Origin of the sequence: Alteromonas sp. CNT1-28, from assembly GCF_022348345.1 — a bacterium.
In the GTDB taxonomy this organism is placed as follows: Bacteria; Pseudomonadota; Gammaproteobacteria; order Enterobacterales; family Alteromonadaceae; genus Alteromonas; species Alteromonas macleodii.
Genome location: NZ_JAKREZ010000006.1, coordinates 287,941 through 307,788, shown reverse-complemented (window position 1 = coordinate 307,788; position 19,848 = coordinate 287,941). Strand labels below are relative to the sequence as shown.

Below are 19,848 nucleotides of genomic sequence, written 5' to 3'. Positions count from 1 at the left end.
GCTTAAAGGTAATGCCCATGAATAATCCACACGGCGAGTTTGAATGTAGCGTAAGCGGTCAGTTGCTGCTCTTCTCAGCGCGCGGACCGTGGAATGACGAAACCATGAGAAATGGCGTAGTTAAGATGTCTTCTGACATTTCAAAATTCGAAAAGGGCACTAAATGGGCACAAGTAAGCTGTCTTTACGGTGAAAGCCTGATGCCCCCTTCCACCTTTGATATTTTTGTAAAACAAACTCGGGTAAGAAAAACCCGCGGCCTGTCGTTTCTTGCCGTGGTGATATTAGATACCGACATTATGCTGACAACTAAGCATCAGATTTCTCAGTGCTACGACGCTGCCGAAGTTGCTTATGGCTTTTACGAAACGGTAGAAGATGCTTTGGAAGCGATGACGAATAATGGCTATGATTTTGATAGTGACGAAGCTGAGCGCTTTTTTGCCCGCTTTAACTTTACGCGTTAACATTTAACACGCATGCGTTCTGCTTTTGTCACACGTTGAGTCTGAAATTCACCGCCAGCTTTTGATAAAGGCGAAAAAAAAGAGAGCGAGCGCTCTCCTTTTTATTTTAAGACTGCCATCCGCCTCCGAGTGCCTGATACAAATCGACCAGTGCGGCCATTTGCTGCTGACGAGTTTCTATAAACTCGCTACGCGCTTCCAGTGCTTCTCGTTGCGCAAGCAGCACCTCTAAATATTCACCATGAGCTGACGAAAAAAGCCTATTGGCAATATCAATCGACTGTTCGAGTGAAGCAATTTGATGACGCCGTGCTTCAGCACTTTTCTCCAAATTATCGAGCTTCGACAAACTGTTTGTTACTTCAGCTACCGCCGTTAAAACGGTCAGTTCATATTCGTAAGCCGCTTCAATTTGTTCGGCGCTGGCATTTTGATAAACCGCCTCAATCGCCCTGCGGTTTATTAATGGCGCAAAAACATCTCCAGATAAAGAATATGCCAATGACTCAGGCACATTAAACAAGTAGCGACTATCAAACGCCGATAAACCTACCCCTGCTTTTAGCTCAAAAGAAGGGTAGAAGTTGGCTTTAGCCACATCGATATTTAACTCTGCTGCTTGGAGCGTGAGTGCAGCTTGTTTTATATCAGGGCGATTGTCTAATAGCGCAGAGGGTACACCCACCTGCGGGCTTTTTAGCTCGGCGCTGAGCAACACGTTACTGTCCCTTTGAATGGGCTGTGGAGTGCGTCCTAATAACAGATTGAGCGTGTTCTCTTTCTCTAGAACTTCCTGCTCAATCAAGTAACGCTCGCTCTCGTTTTTCTTCACTTCCGCGTTAAAGCGCGCAACAGGTAGCGATGACGCCCGCCCGTATTCTTTCAACGCATTAATAGTGTGAATAACATTACGCTGTAGCGAAATGGTTGAGTCAAGATTCTCTAGCTTGTTATCTAGCGCCAGCAGTTCATAGTAAGTACGCGCAACTTCAGATACTAACTGGGTAACGAAAAAGTTCTTACTTTCTACCGATGCCAAGTATTCAAGCGAGGCCACTTTAGACGCATCTCTCAGCTTATGCCAAACGTCAATTTCCCACGACGCATTAAGGCCTAGCTTTAAGTTTGCCAGCGGGTCGGGAAATTCTTTATCCTCCTTGATATTTAACTGTTCTTCTACTGCGCCTTCCCGGGTATATTCGCCTACCTTTTCGGTTTCAGCGGCTACCCCCGCAGAGAGTCGAGGCAAATATTCCCCTTCCCGTGCGTACACTTCATTCGACGCCATATTAATGCGTTGAATTAATATAGACACCTCTTGGTTGTTCTTAACCGCCGTATCCACCAGCGCAGAAAGCGTAGGGTCGTTAAACCACTCACTCCATTGAATATTTGCTTGAGTACTCTGGTTAATCCCTTGACCAGCCTGAGTATCCATTTGCGAAACTTTCGCGTTAAACTGCTCAGGCAAATCTAGATTAGGGTTTCGCGTTTCAATGGTGGGGATGGCACATGCCTGTACTAACAATGCACTACTAAGCGCTAACCACAGCGGCTTATAAGTAAATCGCTTTTTATTTGTCATCGCTTAGCACCTCATCGTTATAGTGGTAAGTTTCAGTAAGAGGGACATGATCTTCGTTTTTGATTAATGACTTACCTTCTTCAAGTTTGGCGAACAAGTAGTAAAGCCCAGGAATAACCAGCACACCAAAAATAGTGCCGAACAAAGTACCGCCTAAGGCAGAAGCACCAATAGTTCTATTTCCCACTGCGCCTGCCCCCGTTGCAATAACAAGCGGAATTAGCCCTGCTACAAACGAGAACGATGTCATTAAGATTGGACGGAAGCGCTGTTTGGCCGCTTCAACAGCTGCGTCAGCAATCGATAAGCCCTGCTGATTTTTTTGCACTGCGTATTCCACAATGAGCACGGCATTTTTGCCGAGTAACCCAACCAGCATAACTAAGCCAAGCTGCGCATAAACATCGTTGGCAAGCCCCATACCTTTTAGAAACAGGAATGAGCCGAGAATACCGGTAGGTAGTGAAAGAATGACTGCAAAAGGTAGAAGCAGACTTTCGTATTGTGATGCCAGCACGATATATACAAACAACAATACTACGGCAAAGATAACGATGGCTTCATTGCCTCGTTTAGCCTCGTCAAATGACAGGCCTTCCCAACCTATGTCATATCCTTTTGGCAGGGTTGCAGCCGCTACTTCCTCAACTGCTTTTATCGCTTGCGCCGAGGTATACCCTGCTGCAGGCTCTGCACGAATTGCTGCCGAGGTATAAAGGTTGTAGCGTGTAATTTCATTAGGGCCTTGGGTTTTAATCAGCTTCATAAAGGCCGAGTAAGGCACCATTTCACCCTCTTCGTTTTTCACGTAGTAATCCATTAAGTCACTGGGATAACGACGATATTCCGGTGCACTTTGTGTGTACACTTTGAAGAAGTTATTAAAGCGCGTGAAGCCTTGCTCATAAGTACTACCAATAAGAATATTCAAATTCTCCATGGCCGCGCCAATAGATACCCCTTTCTGCATTGCAGCTTGGTTATCTATCTCAATTTTGTATTGAGGATAATCGGCCGCGTAAAACGTGAATAAACCTTTTAGCTCATCACGTTTACCAAGCTCTTCCATGAAGGCTTTGTTGATTTGGTCGAACTCTTGATAGTCGGTAGTGTTGGTTTTATCGAGTAAACGAAATGATAACCCCGACGACGCGCCATAACCCGGCACAACAGGCGGTTCGAAATACTCAATCACTGCACCTAATTGGTGTGTTTTGGCTTCTAGTTCTTCAATAATGTCACGTACCGACTGTTCGCGATTAGCCCAATCTTCAAGGTTAATCAAGCAGGTACCCGCGTTTGAACCTCGACCTTCCGTAAGGATTTCATAGCCAGCAAGCGAGGACACCGAGGAGACGCCTTCAACGTCCAGCGCCAAGCTTTGCAGCTCTCGCGCTACTGTATTCGTCGCTTCAAGGGTACTGCCTGGCGGTGTTTGAATAATGGCATAGATTTGCCCTTGGTCTTCACCGGGAATAAAGCCTGTAGGTAATGCCTGATTAACGCCAAAGGTACTTACCACAAAGCCCGCAAGCAGCACTACAGTAACACTCCGGCGTGTAACGATAGCTTTAATAATGCCTGTATAACGACCGGTTAACTTATTGAAATAATAGTTAAATCCATCAATAAACTTGCTTAATGGCGTTGCCTTTCTTGTGTGTGAATGTGGGTTTTTAAGCAACATCGCACACAGCACTGGCGTTAATGAAAGCGCAACAATACACGAGATGATAATTGACGATGACATGGTAATAGAGAACTGGCGATAGAAGACACCTACCGGGCCCGTCATAAAAATAAGGGGCACAAAAACCGCCGTCATCACAAGTGTAATTGCGATAATAGCTCCCCCCATTTCACCCAGTACTTGTTGGGTCGCCATATAAGGGGTTAGGCTGCTGCTCTCTTCCATTTTCGCGTGAACGGCCTCCACGATAACAATAGCGTTATCCACCACAATCCCTATAGCTAGTACCAATGCGAACAGAGTAATAAGATTTATGTTCACCCCTGTGGCCTGCATGCAGAAAAACGTCCCTACCAGTGAAACCGGCACAGCAAGAAGCGGGATCAATGTGGAGCGCCAGTCACCCAGAAAGATGAACACCACCAAGGAAACCAAAATAAAGGCTTCAAACAAGGTATGCAGCACTTGTTCAATAGAGGCATCTAGAAACTTGGAAACATCGTAGTTGATTTCGTACTTCATGCCTTCTGGAAACGTTTTTTCTAGTTCAGCCATAGTGGCTTTCACCTGAGAAATAACCTCGTTGGCACTGCTTCCGTAGTTCTGCTTAAGTACTATGGCAGCGGAAGGATATCCGTCTTTGTTCGAATAAATATCGAAAAATTCACTACTTAACTCAACATCGGCAATATCACCTAATTTGAGCAAGCGACCGTCGGAATCGGCGCGAATAATGATATTTTTATATTCTTCAGGCTCGTCGTAACGTCCTTCGTAAATAAGCACGTATTCTTTGGACTGAGCAGTAATGCCTGAGCTTCTGCCAAGTCGCCCAGGGCGCCCAATCAAGCTTTGCTCGTCTATCGATTCCATGATCTCATCTACAGAAACATTGTAAGCACGCATGCGATCAGGCTTTAACCAAATTCGCATGGCGTACTGGCGACTTCCCAATATTTTTGCACTGGCAATACCGTTTACCCGCTGTATCTCTGGGATAAGGTTGATATTGGAATAGTTGTACAGAAACTTTTCATCAGCCGTTTTGTCCGTGCTATAAACGTTTATGTACATCAACATGCTAGGCTGAACCCGCTCTAGTACCACCCCTTCTAACTGCACGAGCTGGGGCAGCCGGTTCATGATCTGGTCAAGCCGCGTTTTCACATTAATGAGCGCCTGATTCGGATCTACATCTAAATCGAAGATAACTTGAATGGTGGCTTCACCCGCGCTGGTCGCATCAGACACGATGTACTTCATGCCCGGCACACCGTTGATTGAACGCTCGATGGTAACCAGCGATGACTTCACCAATACATCAGCGCTCGAACCGGGATATGCCAGAGAAATAAGCACTCGCGGCGGAGCAATATCTGGAAACTGTGACGTGGGCAGGCTAAACACCGACAACACGCCCAAAAATATAATCATCAGCGATAGCATGATGGCCATCACTGGACGTTTAATAAAAACTCCAAACATAGCGCCCCCTTATTCTGCGTGCAGTGACAGTTCAGCTAATGTGTCGCTGGCTGAAATAAGTTCAGGCTCTATCTCATCGCCGTTCGAAACTCTTCGCAGTCCTTCAATCAAAATAGTGTCGTCCGGCGCTAGTCCGTCTGAAACCAGATAGATGTTAGGGAGTTCTGCAGCGATGTTAATGTGGCGGGTTGCTAACTTGTTCTCGCTATCCAGCACATACACAAAGCTTTGATCGAGAATTTCGAATGTGGCTTTCTGAGGAATAACTAAAGCATCCGGATAGGCAATATCCACCATGACATTACCGGTCTGCCCATGTCTTAGCAGTTGGTCTGGGTTAGGGAAAGACGCACGCATTTCAATGGTACCGGTATGATTATCAAAATCAGCTTCAATGGCATCTATCACGCCTTGATGCGCGTAAATACTGCCATCGGCAAGCTTTAATCGCACTGACGTTTGATCATTTGATGCGCTGTTCTGCGCGTACTTTAAATACTCTGATTCAGGCACATTGAAATACACCCACATTGTGCTGATATCAGACAATGTGGTGAGCAGTTCACCCTCATCAAGCAAACTTCCCGTTCGAGCTTCCAGTCGGTCCATTTTGCCTGTGAACGGCGCTTTGATATCTGTGAATGCTAAGTGAGTCTTTGCCAGTTCAACTTCAGCCTGAGCTTTTTGAAGCTGTGCTTCTATGACGGCAAGTTCGTTAGGAGAAACAATGTTTTGTTCAACAAGCGACTTTGTATTTTTGTACTCCATCTCGACTGCTTTAGCCTCAGCTTCAGCGCGGTGTAGTTCAGCTTCATACACGTTAGGCATTATTTTAAACATGGGCTGACTACGTTCTACCGTTTGTCCCTCATCAACAAAGGTCGATTGAAGATAGCCTTTTTCCATAGCTCTAACTTCAATATGTTGAATGGCACGTATCTGACTGACGTACTCTTTTACCAGCGTTGTGTCTTGTACGATGGGATGAGTAACGTTGAATTGAAGTTTTTCGTGATGCGCAGCATGTTCCTCATGGCCACACCCACCTAATAGTGCGGTAACAATGCTTACTGCAAGAAGTGCTTTTTTGCTCATAATGTAAATTCGTAATAAAAAGGCTAATCGTGACATGCCTTATAAAAAGACAGCATGCCACTAGCGCGCTTTCAGCAAATAGGTTCACCGCTGATAATTAAGCACGCAAAAACATCCAGCAAAGCGCTGGCGCGTTGTTAGGAATATCGAATTAACGAGTTTTTTAGGTAGCCAATAACCGCTAAACCTAAAAAACTAAGCAATAGGCGGCGCTCGGGTTAACGGCGTTGCGTAGTTAAGGAATGTTTTGAAAAGCCCACGCGGACGTGGTTTTGCGGTATCCGTGAAGGAGTCCGTAAGATAATCCAGCACAACATTTTGTGGCGGGACGGGCTCTTCCGGTGCACTTTCCTCAGTATCAAATTCAAAGGAATATTCTGAGATAGAAGCATCAAAATGATGCTTGAACGTGATCGGCTTGTAATCCTGTTTAAGTCCAGATAAGCAAGTAAACAACAACGCAATTAATGCGTATATGGTGTACTGCTTCATGTACTGATGATTATTCACCGATGATTATTCCAGGAATTCAATTATATAAGGAAAATTGCGGCGTTATGCTACACAGGCAATTACGCTTTTACAAGAAACATTCTTGCTAGTAAACGCGGGCAATAAGCGATTGCACGTTTTCAGAATCGACAAAAGCGGAATGGAATAGGAAGTGACAAAACCGCACAACGAAAAAGAGCGCCATTAGGCGCTCTTTACAATCAATTTAAAAGGAGAGGATCAAGCTTTAGACGCTTGGTAGATACCTTCAATTGCAGTATCAAGCGTTGCTTCAAACTCTTCTTGAGTTTGCTGTGCAGATACGCCTTCTGTCAGTGCGCGAGAGAAACTCGCGATCATACCTTGGTTTTCTGCCAGCTTCGCGTTTGCTTCCTCGCGGCTATAGCCACCAGATAGCGCCACTACTTTAAGTACACGAGGGTGATCAACAAGCTCTTTATAAAAGTTTGCCTCTGTCGGAAGCGTAAGCTTAAGCATGACTTCCTGACCTTCGTTTAGCAGATTAAGCTGCGTCAAAATCTCTAGCTTAAGTAATGCTTCTGCTTCCGCTTTTTGTGGACTGTGAATATCCACTTCTGGCTCAATGATTGGAACAAGGCCCGCGGCTAAAATTTGCTTACCCACTTCAAATTGCTGAGCAACAACGTCTTTAATACCTTGGTGATTCGCAAGCTTAACAACACTTCGCATTTTAGTGCCAAATACATCTTGCGCCACCGCTTTAGCTAGCAGTGCATCAAGACCTGGCATTGGCTTCATTACCTGCACGCCGTTGCTTTCTTCAGCTAATCCTTTATCTACCTTTAGGAACGGAATTACGCGCTTCTTCTGCCATAAGAAATGTGCAGAAGACATGCCTTCAATTTCTCTATCAAGGGTGTTTTCAAACAAGATTGCGCCAAGAACGCGCTCGCCGCTAAAAGGGGTGCTGGTGATAATGCGTGTACGCATTTCGTGAACAAGATTAAACATCTCTTCGTCTGAGCTATACTCTGACTCTTCGATGCCGTATAAGCGCAACGCTTTAGGGGTACTACCGCCGCTTTGATCTAACGCTGCAATAAAACCGGTTTGCGTCTTCAGTTTATCCAGCATTGCCTGCTGAGCTTGTGATGCCATTGCAACACTCCTTTTGTATATTACTGCCTTAATAGACAGGTGTAGGGTTTATTGTTATACCAATTCTATTAAAGATCTGTTTGTCTCAGACGCAGCATGCCAGCACCTTAAGTAAACACATCTGTAATAAAGTTGGTATTTATGCCTGCGTACTTCACTGTTTCGCAGGTGTAATCGTTTCCGATTAAAAGGTCACGCTCAACAATGCTGTTACTGAGCGTGACACTTATGGGGTAACGTTTGTACTAGGCCTTAGCTATCTAGAGCTTTAAAACGCTGCGTTTACATGCAGCGCCCAGGCTTATTTATTTTTTTCTTCTAGTACTGCTACCGCTGGTAGTGTTTTGCCTTCCAAGAATTCTAGGAACGCGCCACCACCTGTTGAAATATAAGAGACCTTATCGGCAATCCCGTATTTATCAACTGCTGCTAGTGTATCACCACCACCTGCGATTGAGAATGCGTCGCTTGCCGCAATCGCTTCAGACAGCGCTTTTGTTCCAGCACTGAACTGTTCAAATTCAAATACGCCTACAGGGCCATTCCATACAATGGTTCCCGCGTTCTTGATAATGTCCTCTAACGCCTTTGAAGAGTCTGGACCAATATCAAAAATCATATCGTCGTCGGCAACGTCACTGACTACTTTTAGCGTCGCTTCGGTATTCTCATCAAACGCTTTGCCCACGACAACATCTGTAGGTACTGGAATATTACCGCCATTCGCCTGCGCTTCATTCATAAGCTGCGTGGCTTGCTCGGTAAGGTCCATCTCTACTAGTGACTTACCTACATTATGGCCTTGAGCAGCAATGAAAGTGTTGGCAATACCGCCACCAACAATCAGCTGGTCAACTTTTTCAGCCAATGTTTTTAACACGGTCAACTTGGTAGACACTTTAGAGCCACCCACAATAGCAACCATTGGGCGCTTAGGGTTGTCCAGCGCTTTACCCAGTGCATCTAATTCAGCAGCAAGTAATGGGCCAGCACAGGCTTTGGGCGCGAATTTAGCAACGCCATGAGTAGACGCTTGTGCACGGTGAGCGGTGCCAAAGGCATCCATAACGAAAATATCGCAAAGTGCTGCGTACTGTTTTGCTAACGTTTCATCGTCTTTCTTTTCGCCGTTATTAAAACGTACGTTTTCAAGGATAACTAATTCGCCGTCTGCAAGCTCCACGCCATCTAGGTAATCTTTTACAAGCTTAACCGGTACGTCTAGGGCGTCATTAAGATAATCAACAACAGGTTGAAGAGAGAATTCGTCTGCAGGCTCGCCTTCAGTAGGACGACCAAGGTGAGACATCACCATAACTGCCGCACCTGCGTCTAGGGCTGCTTTAATCGTAGGGATTGATGCTTTGATACGCGCATCAGAAGTTACTTTGCCGTCTTTTACCGGCACGTTTAAATCTTGTCTAATTAATACGCGCTGACCTTTTAGGGCCATATCGCTCATGCTTGGAATTGCCATCGTCTTTCCTATGTTAATTTAAATTCAGTAGAGCGTGTTTTGAAGGTAAGACACGCTCAAATTAACTGTGAAAGCTGCGCGGGCTGGTGCTACCAACCCCTGGCAGCATCAATGCTTTATTTTGCGTCGAACATCACTTTTGCGGTATCGAGCATACGGTTTGCAAAACCCCATTCGTTGTCACACCATACTAGTGTTTTAACCAGTTGTTTGTGACTGACTCTTGTTTGTGTGCCATCTACAATACACGAGTGAGGGTCGTGATTGAAATCTACCGACACCAAAGGCTCTTCGGTGTAGTCCAAAATACCCTGTAAACGCCCCGCTTTTGCATTGCGAAGGGCTTGGTTCACTTGCTCAATCGTTACCTTAGATTGAAGCGTTACACTTAAATCCATGGCAGTAACATTGATAGTTGGCACTCGAACCGCAATGGCTTCGAATTTTCCCGCAAACTTAGGCAGAATGCGCTCTATACCGGCAGCAAGTCGGGTATCAACGGGAATAATCGACTGACTTGCAGCACGGGTTCTGCGCAAATCTTCGTGATAGGCGTCGATAACTTGCTGGTCGTGCATAGACGCGTGAATGGTTGTGATCGTACCACTTTCAACACCGAACGCAGCGTCTAGCGCTTGGATAACAGGAACAATGCAGTTTGTGGTGCAAGAGCCATTGGAGACTAATTTTTGTTCACTGGTCAACGTGTCTTCATTGGTTCCGAAAATGACCGTATTGTCTAAATCTGGTGACCCGGGTGACGAGAAAAGCACTTTGCCAGCGCCGGCATCTAAATGTGCTTGCCCCGATGCTCTGTCATCAAACTTGCCCGTACACTCAAGCACAATATCAACGCCCAAGTCTTTCCAGGGTAGGTCTTTAATATCGCTTATCGCGAGCAGTGTAATATCGTCGCCTGCGACATTTAGCGTGTTATTTTCTAAGGCCACATCAAAACGGAACCGCCCGTGGGCGGTATCGTATTTAAGTAAATGTGCTATGCCTTCGGGTTTAGCAATGTCGTTAATGGCCACCACGTTAAATTCGTTGTTGCGCCCACTTTCATACAGCGCGCGCAACACGTTACGACCAATACGACCAAACCCATTTATGGCAATATTTACCATAGGCTTATCTATTACCTCTTACAGAGACAGTGCAGCCTCTACTACAGCGTCAGTGGTAATGTTGAAGTGATTAAACAGGTCGCCAGCAGGTGCAGATTCACCAAAGGTGTCCATGCCTACGATAGCGCCATTAAAGCCAACGTACTTGTACCAGCTGTCTTTAGACAAGGCTTCAACCGCTACGCGTTTAACTACGCTAGAAGGCAGTACGCTTTCACGGTAATCAGCAGACTGACGGTCGAATACGTCAGTTGATGGCATAGACACTACGCGAACGGCTTTGCCTTGCTCGGTTAGTTTCGCTGCGGCTTCAACGGCTAGCTGAACCTCAGAACCGGTACCGATAAGAATAAGCTCTGGCGTACCTTCACAGTCTTTAAGTACGTAACCGCCTTTGGCAATGTTAGCCACTTGGTCAGCCGTACGCTCTTGCTGCGCTAAGCCTTGACGCGTGAAAATCAGCGTTGTTGGGCCGTCAGTGCGCTCAATAGCAGACTTCCACGACACAGCAGACTCAACCTGATCACAAGGGCGCCAGTTATCAAGGTTAGGCGTTGCACGTAGCGCAACCACCTGCTCCACCGGCTGGTGTGTTGGGCCGTCTTCACCTAGACCAATTGAATCGTGGGTGTAAACGAAAATTGCAGGCTGCTTCATTAGTGCGGCCATACGTACCGCATTACGTGCATATTCCATAAACATTAGGAAGGTTGCACCGTATGCCTTGAAGCCACCGTGAAGGGCAATACCGTTCATCATGGCCGACATACCAAATTCACGTACACCGTAATAAATGTAGTTACCTGATGCATCGTTTGCTTCAACGCCTTTGCTGCCTTCCCAAATAGTGAGGTTAGAACCCGCAAGATCAGCAGAGCCGCCTAATAGCTCAGGAAGTAGTGGACCAAATGCGTTTAGTGCATTTTGCGACGCTTTACGTGAAGCAATATTTTGTGGGTTAGCTTGAAGCTCAGCAATAATTGCATCTGCTTTTTCGCTGAAATCTGCTGGCAACTCACCATTTACGCGGCGTTTGAACTCTGCCGCAAGCTCTGGGTAAGCGGCTTCGTATGCTGCGAAAGCGTCATTCCACGCGCTTTCCGCGTTTGAACCTTTCTCTTTAGCATCCCAACCAGCGTAAATATCGTCTGGAATTTCGAACGCGCCATAGCTCCAGCCAAGCTTCTCGCGAGTAGCGACAATTTCGTCCTCACCTAGTGGTGCACCGTGACAAGACTCGGTACCTTCTTTATTAGGCGAGCCGAAACCAATGGTGGTTTTACAACAAATAAGCGTAGGTTGCGCAGTATTCGCCTGTGCCTTTTCAATAGCGGCTTTTACTTGCTCTGCATCGTGACCGTCAACGCCATCGATCACTTCCCAACCATAGCTCTTGAAGCGTGCTGGTGTATCGTCGGTGAACCAACCTTCCACTTCGCCATCAATTGAAATGCCGTTGTCATCCCAAAACGCGATAAGCTTACCAAGGCCTAGTGTACCGGCTAGTGAGCATGTCTCGTGTGAGATACCTTCCATCAAGCAGCCGTCACCTAAGAACACGTAGGTGTGGTGATCAACAATAGTGTGACCATCTTTGTTGAATTGTGCCGCTAGCACTTTCTCGGCAAGCGCCATACCCACAGCATTACTGATACCTTGGCCTAATGGGCCAGTAGTCGTTTCAACACCTGGCGCATAACCGTACTCTGGGTGACCTGGCGTTTTTGAATGCAATTGGCGGAAGTTCTTTAACTCTTCAATTGGCAGTTCGTAGCCTGAAAGGTGAAGAAGAGAGTACAACAGCATCGAGCCGTGACCATTTGAAAGCACAAAGCGATCGCGGTTAGCCCAAGATGGGTTTGCAGGGTTGTGTGATAAGAAATCACCCCATAGTACCTGTGCGATATCAGCCATCCCCATTGGGGCACCTGGGTGACCAGATTTAGCTTGTTGAACGGCATCCATGCTTAATGCACGGATTGCATTGGCGAGTTCACGACGAGAGGGCATGTTGTCTCCTGATTTATTTTGTATCTTTTGTTTCGTATCTTAGCGGGCTAGGCAAGCTAGACGAGCGTAGAGGTAAGGCGTTCGCTCTACTTCTTTATACGAATGAATGTGGCGTTATTCTTACCTATGCCACCTTACAGTTCAATGGGTTTTGATTGCCAATAGTGAAAGTCATAGTAAAAAATGGTCTATACCTTAACCATCACGTATTCCCAATACAGCAAAAACGGTTATATCTAACGTCTGGTTTTACTAGTAAATCGTTCGCTTTACCAATTTCGTCCTGAATAACCCCATTAGTGATCGGGTTGTGTCAACTATTCGTAACGAAGAGACTTTTAGACGTCTAGAAGTAAAGACTGGTATTTATAACTTGTTTTAGTACAATATACGACTATTTTGATAATTTAACGCTTACGGAGCATTTATGGCCACGCATTTATTCACATCCGAGTCAGTGTCTGAAGGACATCCGGACAAAATTGCTGATCAGATCTCAGATGCGGTTCTTGACGCTATTTTAGAACAAGATCCTCGCGCTCGGGTGGCCTGCGAAACGTATGTAAAAACCGGTATGGTTTTAGTGGGTGGTGAAGTAACTACCTCTGCATGGGTAGATATTGAAGAGCTTACCCGAAAAACAGTTAAAGAAATTGGCTACACGCACTCAGATATGGGCTTCGACGCTGATTCATGTGCGGTATTAAATGCTATTGGCAAACAGTCACCTGACATCAATCAAGGTGTTGATCGCGCAAGCCTTGAAGAACAAGGTGCGGGTGACCAAGGTCTAATGTTTGGCTACGCTAGCGACGAAACTGACGTACTAATGCCTGCGCCAATCACGTACTCTCACCGCCTTGTTCAAAAACAAGCTGAAGTGCGTAAATCTGGTAAGCTAGACTGGTTACGCCCAGATGCTAAAAGCCAAATTACTTTCAAATATGAAAACGACAAGCCTGTTGGCATCGACGCAGTTGTGCTTTCAACCCAGCACTGTGATTCAGTGAGCACTGAAACAGTTCGCGAAGCGGTAATGGAAGAAATTATTAAGCCAGTGCTGCCTAGTGAATGGATTGATGGAAATACACGCTTTCACATTAACCCAACGGGACGATTCGTTATCGGTGGTCCAATGGGCGACTGTGGCTTAACAGGTCGTAAAATCATTGTTGATACTTACGGTGGTATGGCCCGTCACGGTGGTGGCGCGTTCTCTGGTAAAGATCCATCAAAAGTAGACCGCAGTGCAGCATACGCGGGTCGTTACGTTGCTAAGAACATTGTTGCAGCAGGACTTGCTAAGCGTTGCGAAATCCAAGTGTCTTATGCAATTGGTGTGGCAGAGCCAACGTCTATCAGCATCGATACCTTCGGTACAGGTGTGGTAGATGAGAAAACGTTAGTGGCACTGGTCCGTGAACATTTCGACCTACGCCCGTATGGACTTATTCAAATGCTCGATCTTGAGCGCCCTATTTATCGCCCAACGGCTGCGTACGGTCACTTTGGTCGTGACGAATTCCCATGGGAAGCAACAGATAAAGCAGAAGCGTTAAAAGCATCGATTTAATTCGATAACCCAATAACGCTTTTAAATACGCCGCTCAGTTTTTATAACGCTTTGCAAAAAAGTGTTTGTATAAACTAGCGGCGTTTTTTTATTTGGCTAGCAAAATCAACGAAACAAATAAAAAACAGCAAAGAATATTTTCATCATTTATTTTTGCAGCTATGCTTAAATAACGAACACACTATCGCTTGTAGTTTCTGGTTGTTTACAAGCCATGATAACAACAACTTGGGCTCTTCCATGAATGTGGTTACTGGTATTCTTCTGGCACTTACTTTGGCTGCGTCTATGGCGGCTTCCCCCGTGCTCGCGGAAATGAATGCTCCCCACTACAGCCCTATCCAATTCAAAAGTAAAAAAATAGCCCGGTGGCAGCTAAATAGTATGTACCGCATTCAATCTACAACCGAAACTTATCTATACGACAACAGTTATACCTACCCAGCGGGGTCACAAGGTATGTTTAGCGCCAGCAGGCGGTTTAACACTTGGGTTCCGCAAAAGGTCTATGCAACGTACAAAACCAACAATACCGCCTTTCAGCATTACGCAGAGTGGCTTTATTTACCTCATGATGTAGGTACTTTTACTCGGTTGGGCTGGCTGCTTGGCAAAAGCGAGGGTTTAAGCATGGCGGTAGAGCTTGAACATAGGCAAGTTGGGGAAGAAGAGAATATGGCTCTCTCATTGGGCGTCAATTACTTGTTTTAAGTCATCCTTGTTTTAGGTCACCGCTACATTGCACTCACAGTGCGCTTTTAGTATTACACCCCATCATAAAGACGAAACGTAGTTGCCGTTATGCCAATGATAAGGTTTTTGCGTAAGTCTGTTGAATTACCATCGCGTCGGAACTCGCTCTATGACGCTTAACATCAAGTTGGCTCGCAAGGCGGCTTTTCACCTCATGCCATTGATTCATTTGTGCTTCAGACAAAATATATTCCAATGCTCTACACGTGAAAGACATTTCTACCTGCGCTGCGGCGTAGAGCTTAATTAGCCACGGGTTATCAACGACCCAACCGTCACTGTAAACAACCGTATTGCCAAGGAAGTTATTTAACTCAACACAGACTTTTCGAGGCTCTTCTCCTCGAGTTTGCAGCATCTGCTGCGTTATGCCGTGCAGTGACTCCGCTTTTCGATCCCAGTGAACCCACGAGTCAAAGGGCCGAAGTAGCTTACACCACTTTGCACCATCATAGCGCACGATACCTATTTCAATAGGGTAACTCGCTGCGCCAAATCCACTTGCTTCAATGTCTATTATTGTTGGCAGGGTATTTTTTCGCACTCACGCTCCAAACCGCTGTTTATCCTTGCTTGCAACATCCGCAAACTATTTTTATCAGGCGGTTTTACTGCTACCTCGTCACCAGAGGAACAACTAAACAACGTCGAACACTGTTTAGCAAATGTACAACCACTCTTCTCGAAATATAAGCTAATAGTAGAATCGTGCCACAATTAATGCGCACTTGTTTAGTACACCAACCCGTCGCCAGCGCTCAAAAATCTCGTAAAAGCTCTCAAAAAAGCATCAAACTTATACTAAAGGATAAGACGTTTACGCTAAAAGACTGAGCACATTGCTATACACTTTTAAGGTTAACATTTAGGTAGCCTATTCATGCGTGCACTTTCTATCTTTCTCTCGCTGGCTTGCGTCTTTTCAATTTTTACTGCAAGTAAAGCATTAAGTTCAACGGAGCCTCTGGTGATTGGTATTGATGCCGATCTTTCAGCGGTAGCTGTTGAAGGTGGCATCGCTATTACAAGAGGGGTCGAGCTTGCCGTCGACGAAATAAATGCCGCTGGTGGGATTCTAGGTCGTCAAATAAAAGTTATTGCGAAAGACCATCGCGGCAACCCAGCTCGAGGTGTATATAACATTGAGCAATTTTCCCAAACTCCCAATTTACTTGCGGTAGTAGGCGGCGTTCATACACCTGTAGTTCTCGCTGAAATCGACCCAATACACGAAAAAAACATTTTGATGTTGGTTCCTTGGGCAGCGGGGACGCCTATTATCGACAACGGGCACTCACCGAATAACATATTTCGCGTGTCGGTACGCGACGCTGAAGCAGCGTCAGTCCTAATTAATCACGTCAAATATATGGGGCTATCAAATATCGCGTTGGTATTGGAAAGAACAGGATGGGGACGCTCAAACCTTGAATCATTAACACAAGCTGCAAGTAATAATGATATTGATATAACAGCAACCCATTGGATAAATTGGCAGCAGAAAGACTTTTCTGAGGATATCGCGGCAATAAAAAGCGCGAAAGCGGAAGCGATTATTCTTGTCACTAACGTTCCTGAAGGTGTTGTGGTACTCGATGAGATGGCCAAACAAGGCATCGCCTCTCTCCCTGTTGTGTCGCATTGGGGAGTCGCGTCGGGTCAGTTCGCCTCTTTACTTGCAAAGCCCATCGCTAACTACAATGTGTCAGTACTTCAAACCTTCCACTTCAACCACCAGAAAAATACCAAAGCAAAAAGCTTGTTAGAAGCCTATTATAATAAGTATGGCTTGGTGGATGCGACTGCGATTGGTGGTGTGACAGGTTTGGCTCATGCTTATGATTTAACTCATTTAATCGCGGCAGCTGCCGCGAAAGCTGGTAGTATAGAAGTAGACGCATTACGCGCTGCGCTAGAGTCTCTTCAAAATGTGCAAGGTGCAGTGAAGCACTACACAGCTCCATTTTCAGAGGACAGACACGATGCACTCTGGGCAAAGGATTATTTTATGACTACGTTTAACGAAAAAGGTCACTTGGTAACAACGGGCGTGCAATGATGCAGCAGCCCCCAAGGTTACGCTCTCTTCTGCTTTCAAGCATGCTACCGCGACTGGTTTTACTCGTCGCGGTTTTGTCTATCATTCTGTTTGCTCTCTCTTTCCACTTCATTGTTAAACAAACCGACCAGCTTCAACAACAATCTGTTGATGGTTTAGAACAAGATATCAATTACATTGTTAGCGACACCACTAGACAGCTAGCAGACTTGGCAGCTAACGATATCATCATCAATTCTTTGGTTGATTTCGAGCAAAGGGATAATTACCTTCCCATGTTTTTCCGCTCGTTAAATTTAACTCAGGCGAAAAGTGTCGAGTTTGCACTATTTGATTTTGCCGGGAACCGGGTGATTGATAAAAACTGGAATGCTGTTATCCCCGAGTCGCTCAGTAGTGCATGGCGCCAGCAAACCCTTGGTTCATCGAATGCATACTCCTCGGTATCAAAGTACGGCGTATTAATAAGCGTTCCAGTGTTACTTAGAGGCGTAGCGGAAGGCGCGCTTGTTATGTATGTGGATAGCTTGCAGTCTTTGCTCGCTCCTTACCCCAGACTGACTAACCAGCTTGTTACCGACTCTAGTGGGCATGTCCTGTTTAGCAGTGAGCCCTCACTCATTGCTCCCAACTCAAGCTTTTCCGATTTTGATGACAGCGGCTACGCTATAAAAAAGGCTGACTGGCAAAATCTAACCTTATACAGCGTAAAACCCACCATCACCGCATACAGAGAAGCCGCATGGACTGGGATTGTATTGCTGGCAATGATTGTAGGCTTCGTATTTATCATTTTGCATATGGTGAGTATGACGGGAACGCTTGCCGAGCGAACACTTTCGACTTTGTACAATGACATTAAGAATCGACTAAACAGTGATGATAAGACCTCACTACGCCTTGATAGTGACGTTGAGGCCCAAGAACTTGCGGATATTCGCGAAGCGTTTGACAAACTGATTTGGGATCTGACAGAGGTTTCACTGTCTAACGAACAGTTTTCCAACGTGTTGGAGTCAATGGGCGATATGCTTGTTGTGGTTGATCAAGACAAGCAAATTTTACTTTCTAACAAGCGCTTCGACGACTTTTGTCATGACCAGTACGGTGAAAAGAACGGTATTTTGAAGTTCATTATGCAAAAGCTTGCTTCTTCACAGAGCAATGAACTTACACACTTTTCGGTATCAACCGGCCAAGAGCGGTTTGTTCATTGGACTAAAACATCACTGGCCGATGCTAATGGTAATATTCGTGGTGATATCTATGTTGGTAGCGACGAAACTGAACAACGCTCTCTTGAAAGTCACGTTAAAGTGCTCACTCACGCTATGGATGAAGCAACCGTGTCGATCATCATTTCGGACATTAAGCGCGTCGGCCAACCAATAATATACGTAAACAGTGCCTTTGAAGAGCTTACAGGCTACAGTCGTGAAGAAATAATCGGTCATAATTGCAGGTCGATGCAGGGCGATGAAACCAGCAAGCAGACAGTTGACCAAATCCGCGAGGCTATTGCAGTGCGCGAGCCTATTGAAACGACGCTGCTCAACTATAAAAAAGACGGCAGCGCCTTTTATAATCGTTTGAATTTAACGCCGGTAAAAATAAATGGTGAAGTCACTCACTATATCGGGTTTCAACAGGACGTTACTCAACAACGACAAACCGAACAGTATCTTCAGGATGCGCGAGAAAAAGCGGAAGAGTCTGCCCGTCTTAAATCGAGTTTCCTCGCTAGTATGAGCCATGAAATACGCACGCCAATACACGGTATTTCTGGTGTTTTGCAGTTAATGGCTAGCTCTGAACTCACTGAGGAGCAAAAGCACTACCTGTCTCTTGCTAAGTTTAGTATCCAAGGCCTTTTACATATCGTAAATGATATTTTGGACTTCTCTAAAATTGAAGCTGGCCAATTGCAAATTGAAGAAAACCCATTCGACATTTTAGAATCGCTTGAAAACCTTCAAAGTCAGTACGCGATTATGTGCCAAGAAAAAGGGTTAGCGCTACATTTTCACTTTGATTTACAAGGCTTTCACGTTGTACAAGGCGATGATGTACGCTTTAGACAAATACTCTCGAACTTGTTAGGTAATGCCGTGAAGTTCACCGACAGTGGATGTATTGAAGTCACCACCAGCATTCAGCAAAATGCAGATAACAGCCTTAAGCTTTTATGTAGCGTAAAAGACACCGGCATTGGCATCGCACAAGACAAGCAAAGTACAATCTTTGATGTCTTTACCCAAGAAGACCTTTCTACAACTCGCAAATTCGGCGGAACAGGCCTTGGCCTTTCTATTAGCAAACAATTATGCGAACTCATGGGCGGCGATATAAAACTTGAGAGCGTTAAAGGTCACGGAAGCACGTTCTCTTTCACTATTATGCTTGAACAAGCCGACGAAGCCCTGCTTAAGCCAGTTCACCACTCCTCAGGAGTGAAACGGGAAAAAGGGAAAAAACGCAAAGTATTAATTGTCGAAGACAACGACATTAATCAGGTTATTGTTAAACAGCACCTAAATAACCACACTACATTGAGTGCCAAATCAGGCCTAGAGGCACTTGAAGCGCTGAACAAAATGAAAGTGACCTTTGATGTTGTCTTGATGGACTGTCAAATGCCGGAAATGGACGGCTTTGAAGCAACTAAACGCATAAGAAATGGTGAGGCCGGAGAACGCTATTTGAATGTGCCGATCATCGCACTAACCGCCAATGCCATGAAAGGTGACAAAGAGCGCTGCGTTAACGCCGGAATGGACGATTATCTAAGTAAACCTTTTGATGCTATTGACCTCATCGACAAAGTTGAGCATTGGGCAAGCATTGAAAGAAATAGTGAAGAAAGCGCCGTTCATTAATCTATTGAAGTGGAACATC

14 protein-coding genes are annotated in these 19,848 nt (G+C 45.5%); 5 read left to right on the top strand and 9 right to left on the bottom strand.

The window, feature by feature from the left end; all coding sequences use genetic code 11:
* The first annotated feature begins 17 nt into the window (after positions 1-17).
* Positions 18-467, top strand: coding sequence for a hypothetical protein (locus MHN02_RS06095; protein ID WP_049586200.1), 450 nt, complete (start codon positions 18-20; stop codon positions 465-467).
* A gap of 106 nt (positions 468-573) precedes the next feature.
* Here MHN02_RS06095 and MHN02_RS06090 read toward each other — a convergent pair whose 3' ends face one another.
* From MHN02_RS06090 to tkt, 8 genes are all read right to left on the bottom strand, one after another.
* On the bottom strand, positions 574-2,052 hold the full coding sequence (locus MHN02_RS06090) for a TolC family protein (protein ID WP_239245079.1): 1,479 nt from the start codon (positions 2,050-2,052) through the stop codon (positions 574-576).
* Positions 2,042-5,227 (bottom strand): efflux RND transporter permease subunit, encoded by a 3,186-nt coding sequence (locus MHN02_RS06085; protein ID WP_239245076.1) that lies wholly within the window; start codon positions 5,225-5,227, stop codon positions 2,042-2,044. The genes MHN02_RS06090 and MHN02_RS06085 overlap by 11 nt, the downstream gene beginning before the upstream one ends.
* Positions 5,228-5,236: 9 nt before the next feature.
* Positions 5,237-6,322 carry an efflux RND transporter periplasmic adaptor subunit gene (locus MHN02_RS06080; RefSeq protein ID WP_156085975.1) on the bottom strand — a complete coding sequence of 362 codons (1,086 nt, stop codon included), beginning with the start codon at positions 6,320-6,322 and terminating at the stop codon, positions 5,237-5,239.
* 195 nt (positions 6,323-6,517) lie between these two features.
* Positions 6,518-6,832 (bottom strand): hypothetical protein, encoded by a 315-nt coding sequence (locus tag MHN02_RS06075; RefSeq protein WP_231506410.1) that lies wholly within the window; start codon positions 6,830-6,832, stop codon positions 6,518-6,520.
* 222 nt (positions 6,833-7,054) lie between these two features.
* Positions 7,055-7,954, bottom strand: coding sequence for a fructose bisphosphate aldolase (locus tag MHN02_RS06070; protein WP_014978432.1), 900 nt, complete (start codon positions 7,952-7,954; stop codon positions 7,055-7,057).
* Positions 7,955-8,255: 301 nt separating this feature from the next.
* Positions 8,256-9,431 (bottom strand): phosphoglycerate kinase, encoded by a 1,176-nt coding sequence (locus tag MHN02_RS06065; protein WP_014975742.1) that lies wholly within the window; start codon positions 9,429-9,431, stop codon positions 8,256-8,258.
* A 116-nt stretch (positions 9,432-9,547) separates the two neighbouring features.
* A complete protein-coding gene (epd, locus tag MHN02_RS06060; RefSeq protein WP_014948384.1) occupies positions 9,548-10,558 on the bottom strand; it encodes an erythrose-4-phosphate dehydrogenase in 1,011 nt (336 codons plus the stop codon).
* 18 nt (positions 10,559-10,576) lie between these two features.
* A complete protein-coding gene (gene tkt / locus MHN02_RS06055) occupies positions 10,577-12,568 on the bottom strand; it encodes a transketolase (protein WP_239245073.1) in 1,992 nt (663 codons plus the stop codon).
* A gap of 427 nt (positions 12,569-12,995) precedes the next feature.
* Here tkt and metK point away from each other — a divergent pair, with 427 nt between their 5' ends.
* Together metK and MHN02_RS06045 are read left to right on the top strand one after the other, a co-directional pair.
* Positions 12,996-14,141, top strand: coding sequence for a methionine adenosyltransferase (gene metK / locus MHN02_RS06050; protein WP_014948382.1), 1,146 nt, complete (start codon positions 12,996-12,998; stop codon positions 14,139-14,141).
* A gap of 240 nt (positions 14,142-14,381) precedes the next feature.
* Positions 14,382-14,852: a hypothetical protein gene (locus MHN02_RS06045; protein WP_239245071.1), complete on the top strand. Its 471-nt coding sequence runs from the start codon at positions 14,382-14,384 to the stop codon at positions 14,850-14,852.
* Positions 14,853-14,940: 88 nt separating this feature from the next.
* Here the strand turns inward: MHN02_RS06045 and MHN02_RS06040 are convergent, their stop codons facing one another.
* Positions 14,941-15,438 carry an exonuclease domain-containing protein gene (locus MHN02_RS06040; protein ID WP_014948380.1) on the bottom strand — a complete coding sequence of 166 codons (498 nt, stop codon included), beginning with the start codon at positions 15,436-15,438 and terminating at the stop codon, positions 14,941-14,943.
* A 336-nt stretch (positions 15,439-15,774) separates the two neighbouring features.
* Between MHN02_RS06040 and MHN02_RS06035 the strand changes: the two genes are divergently transcribed.
* The gene (locus MHN02_RS06035) at positions 15,775-16,953 is read left to right on the top strand and encodes an ABC transporter substrate-binding protein (protein WP_239245070.1); all 1,179 of its coding nucleotides are present in this window, start codon (positions 15,775-15,777) and stop codon (positions 16,951-16,953) included.
* On the top strand, positions 16,950-19,829 hold the full coding sequence (locus tag MHN02_RS06030; protein ID WP_239245069.1) for an ATP-binding protein: 2,880 nt from the start codon (positions 16,950-16,952) through the stop codon (positions 19,827-19,829). Before MHN02_RS06035 ends, MHN02_RS06030 begins: the two co-directional genes overlap by 4 nt.
* Positions 19,830-19,848: the final 19 nt, after the last annotated feature.

Bases quoted from the DNA above. Each gene is read 5' to 3' on its own strand.
- MHN02_RS06095 (WP_049586200.1), top strand. From the start codon at position 18: ATGAATAATCCACACGGCGAGTTTGAATGTAGCGTAAGCGGTCAGTTG.
- MHN02_RS06090 (WP_239245079.1), bottom strand. From the start codon at position 2,052: ATGACAAATAAAAAGCGATTTACTTATAAGCCGCTGTGGTTAGCGCTT.
- MHN02_RS06085 (WP_239245076.1), bottom strand. From the start codon at position 5,227: ATGTTTGGAGTTTTTATTAAACGTCCAGTGATGGCCATCATGCTATCG.
- MHN02_RS06080 (WP_156085975.1), bottom strand. From the start codon at position 6,322: ATGAGCAAAAAAGCACTTCTTGCAGTAAGCATTGTTACCGCACTATTA.
- MHN02_RS06070 (WP_014978432.1), bottom strand. From the start codon at position 7,954: ATGGCATCACAAGCTCAGCAGGCAATGCTGGATAAACTGAAGACGCAA.
- MHN02_RS06065 (WP_014975742.1), bottom strand. From the start codon at position 9,431: ATGGCAATTCCAAGCATGAGCGATATGGCCCTAAAAGGTCAGCGCGTA.
- epd (WP_014948384.1), bottom strand. From the start codon at position 10,558: ATGGTAAATATTGCCATAAATGGGTTTGGTCGTATTGGTCGTAACGTG.
- tkt (WP_239245073.1), bottom strand. From the start codon at position 12,568: ATGCCCTCTCGTCGTGAACTCGCCAATGCAATCCGTGCATTAAGCATG.
- metK (WP_014948382.1), top strand. From the start codon at position 12,996: ATGGCCACGCATTTATTCACATCCGAGTCAGTGTCTGAAGGACATCCG.
- MHN02_RS06045 (WP_239245071.1), top strand. From the start codon at position 14,382: ATGAATGTGGTTACTGGTATTCTTCTGGCACTTACTTTGGCTGCGTCT.
- MHN02_RS06035 (WP_239245070.1), top strand. From the start codon at position 15,775: ATGCGTGCACTTTCTATCTTTCTCTCGCTGGCTTGCGTCTTTTCAATT.
- MHN02_RS06030 (WP_239245069.1), top strand. From the start codon at position 16,950: ATGATGCAGCAGCCCCCAAGGTTACGCTCTCTTCTGCTTTCAAGCATG.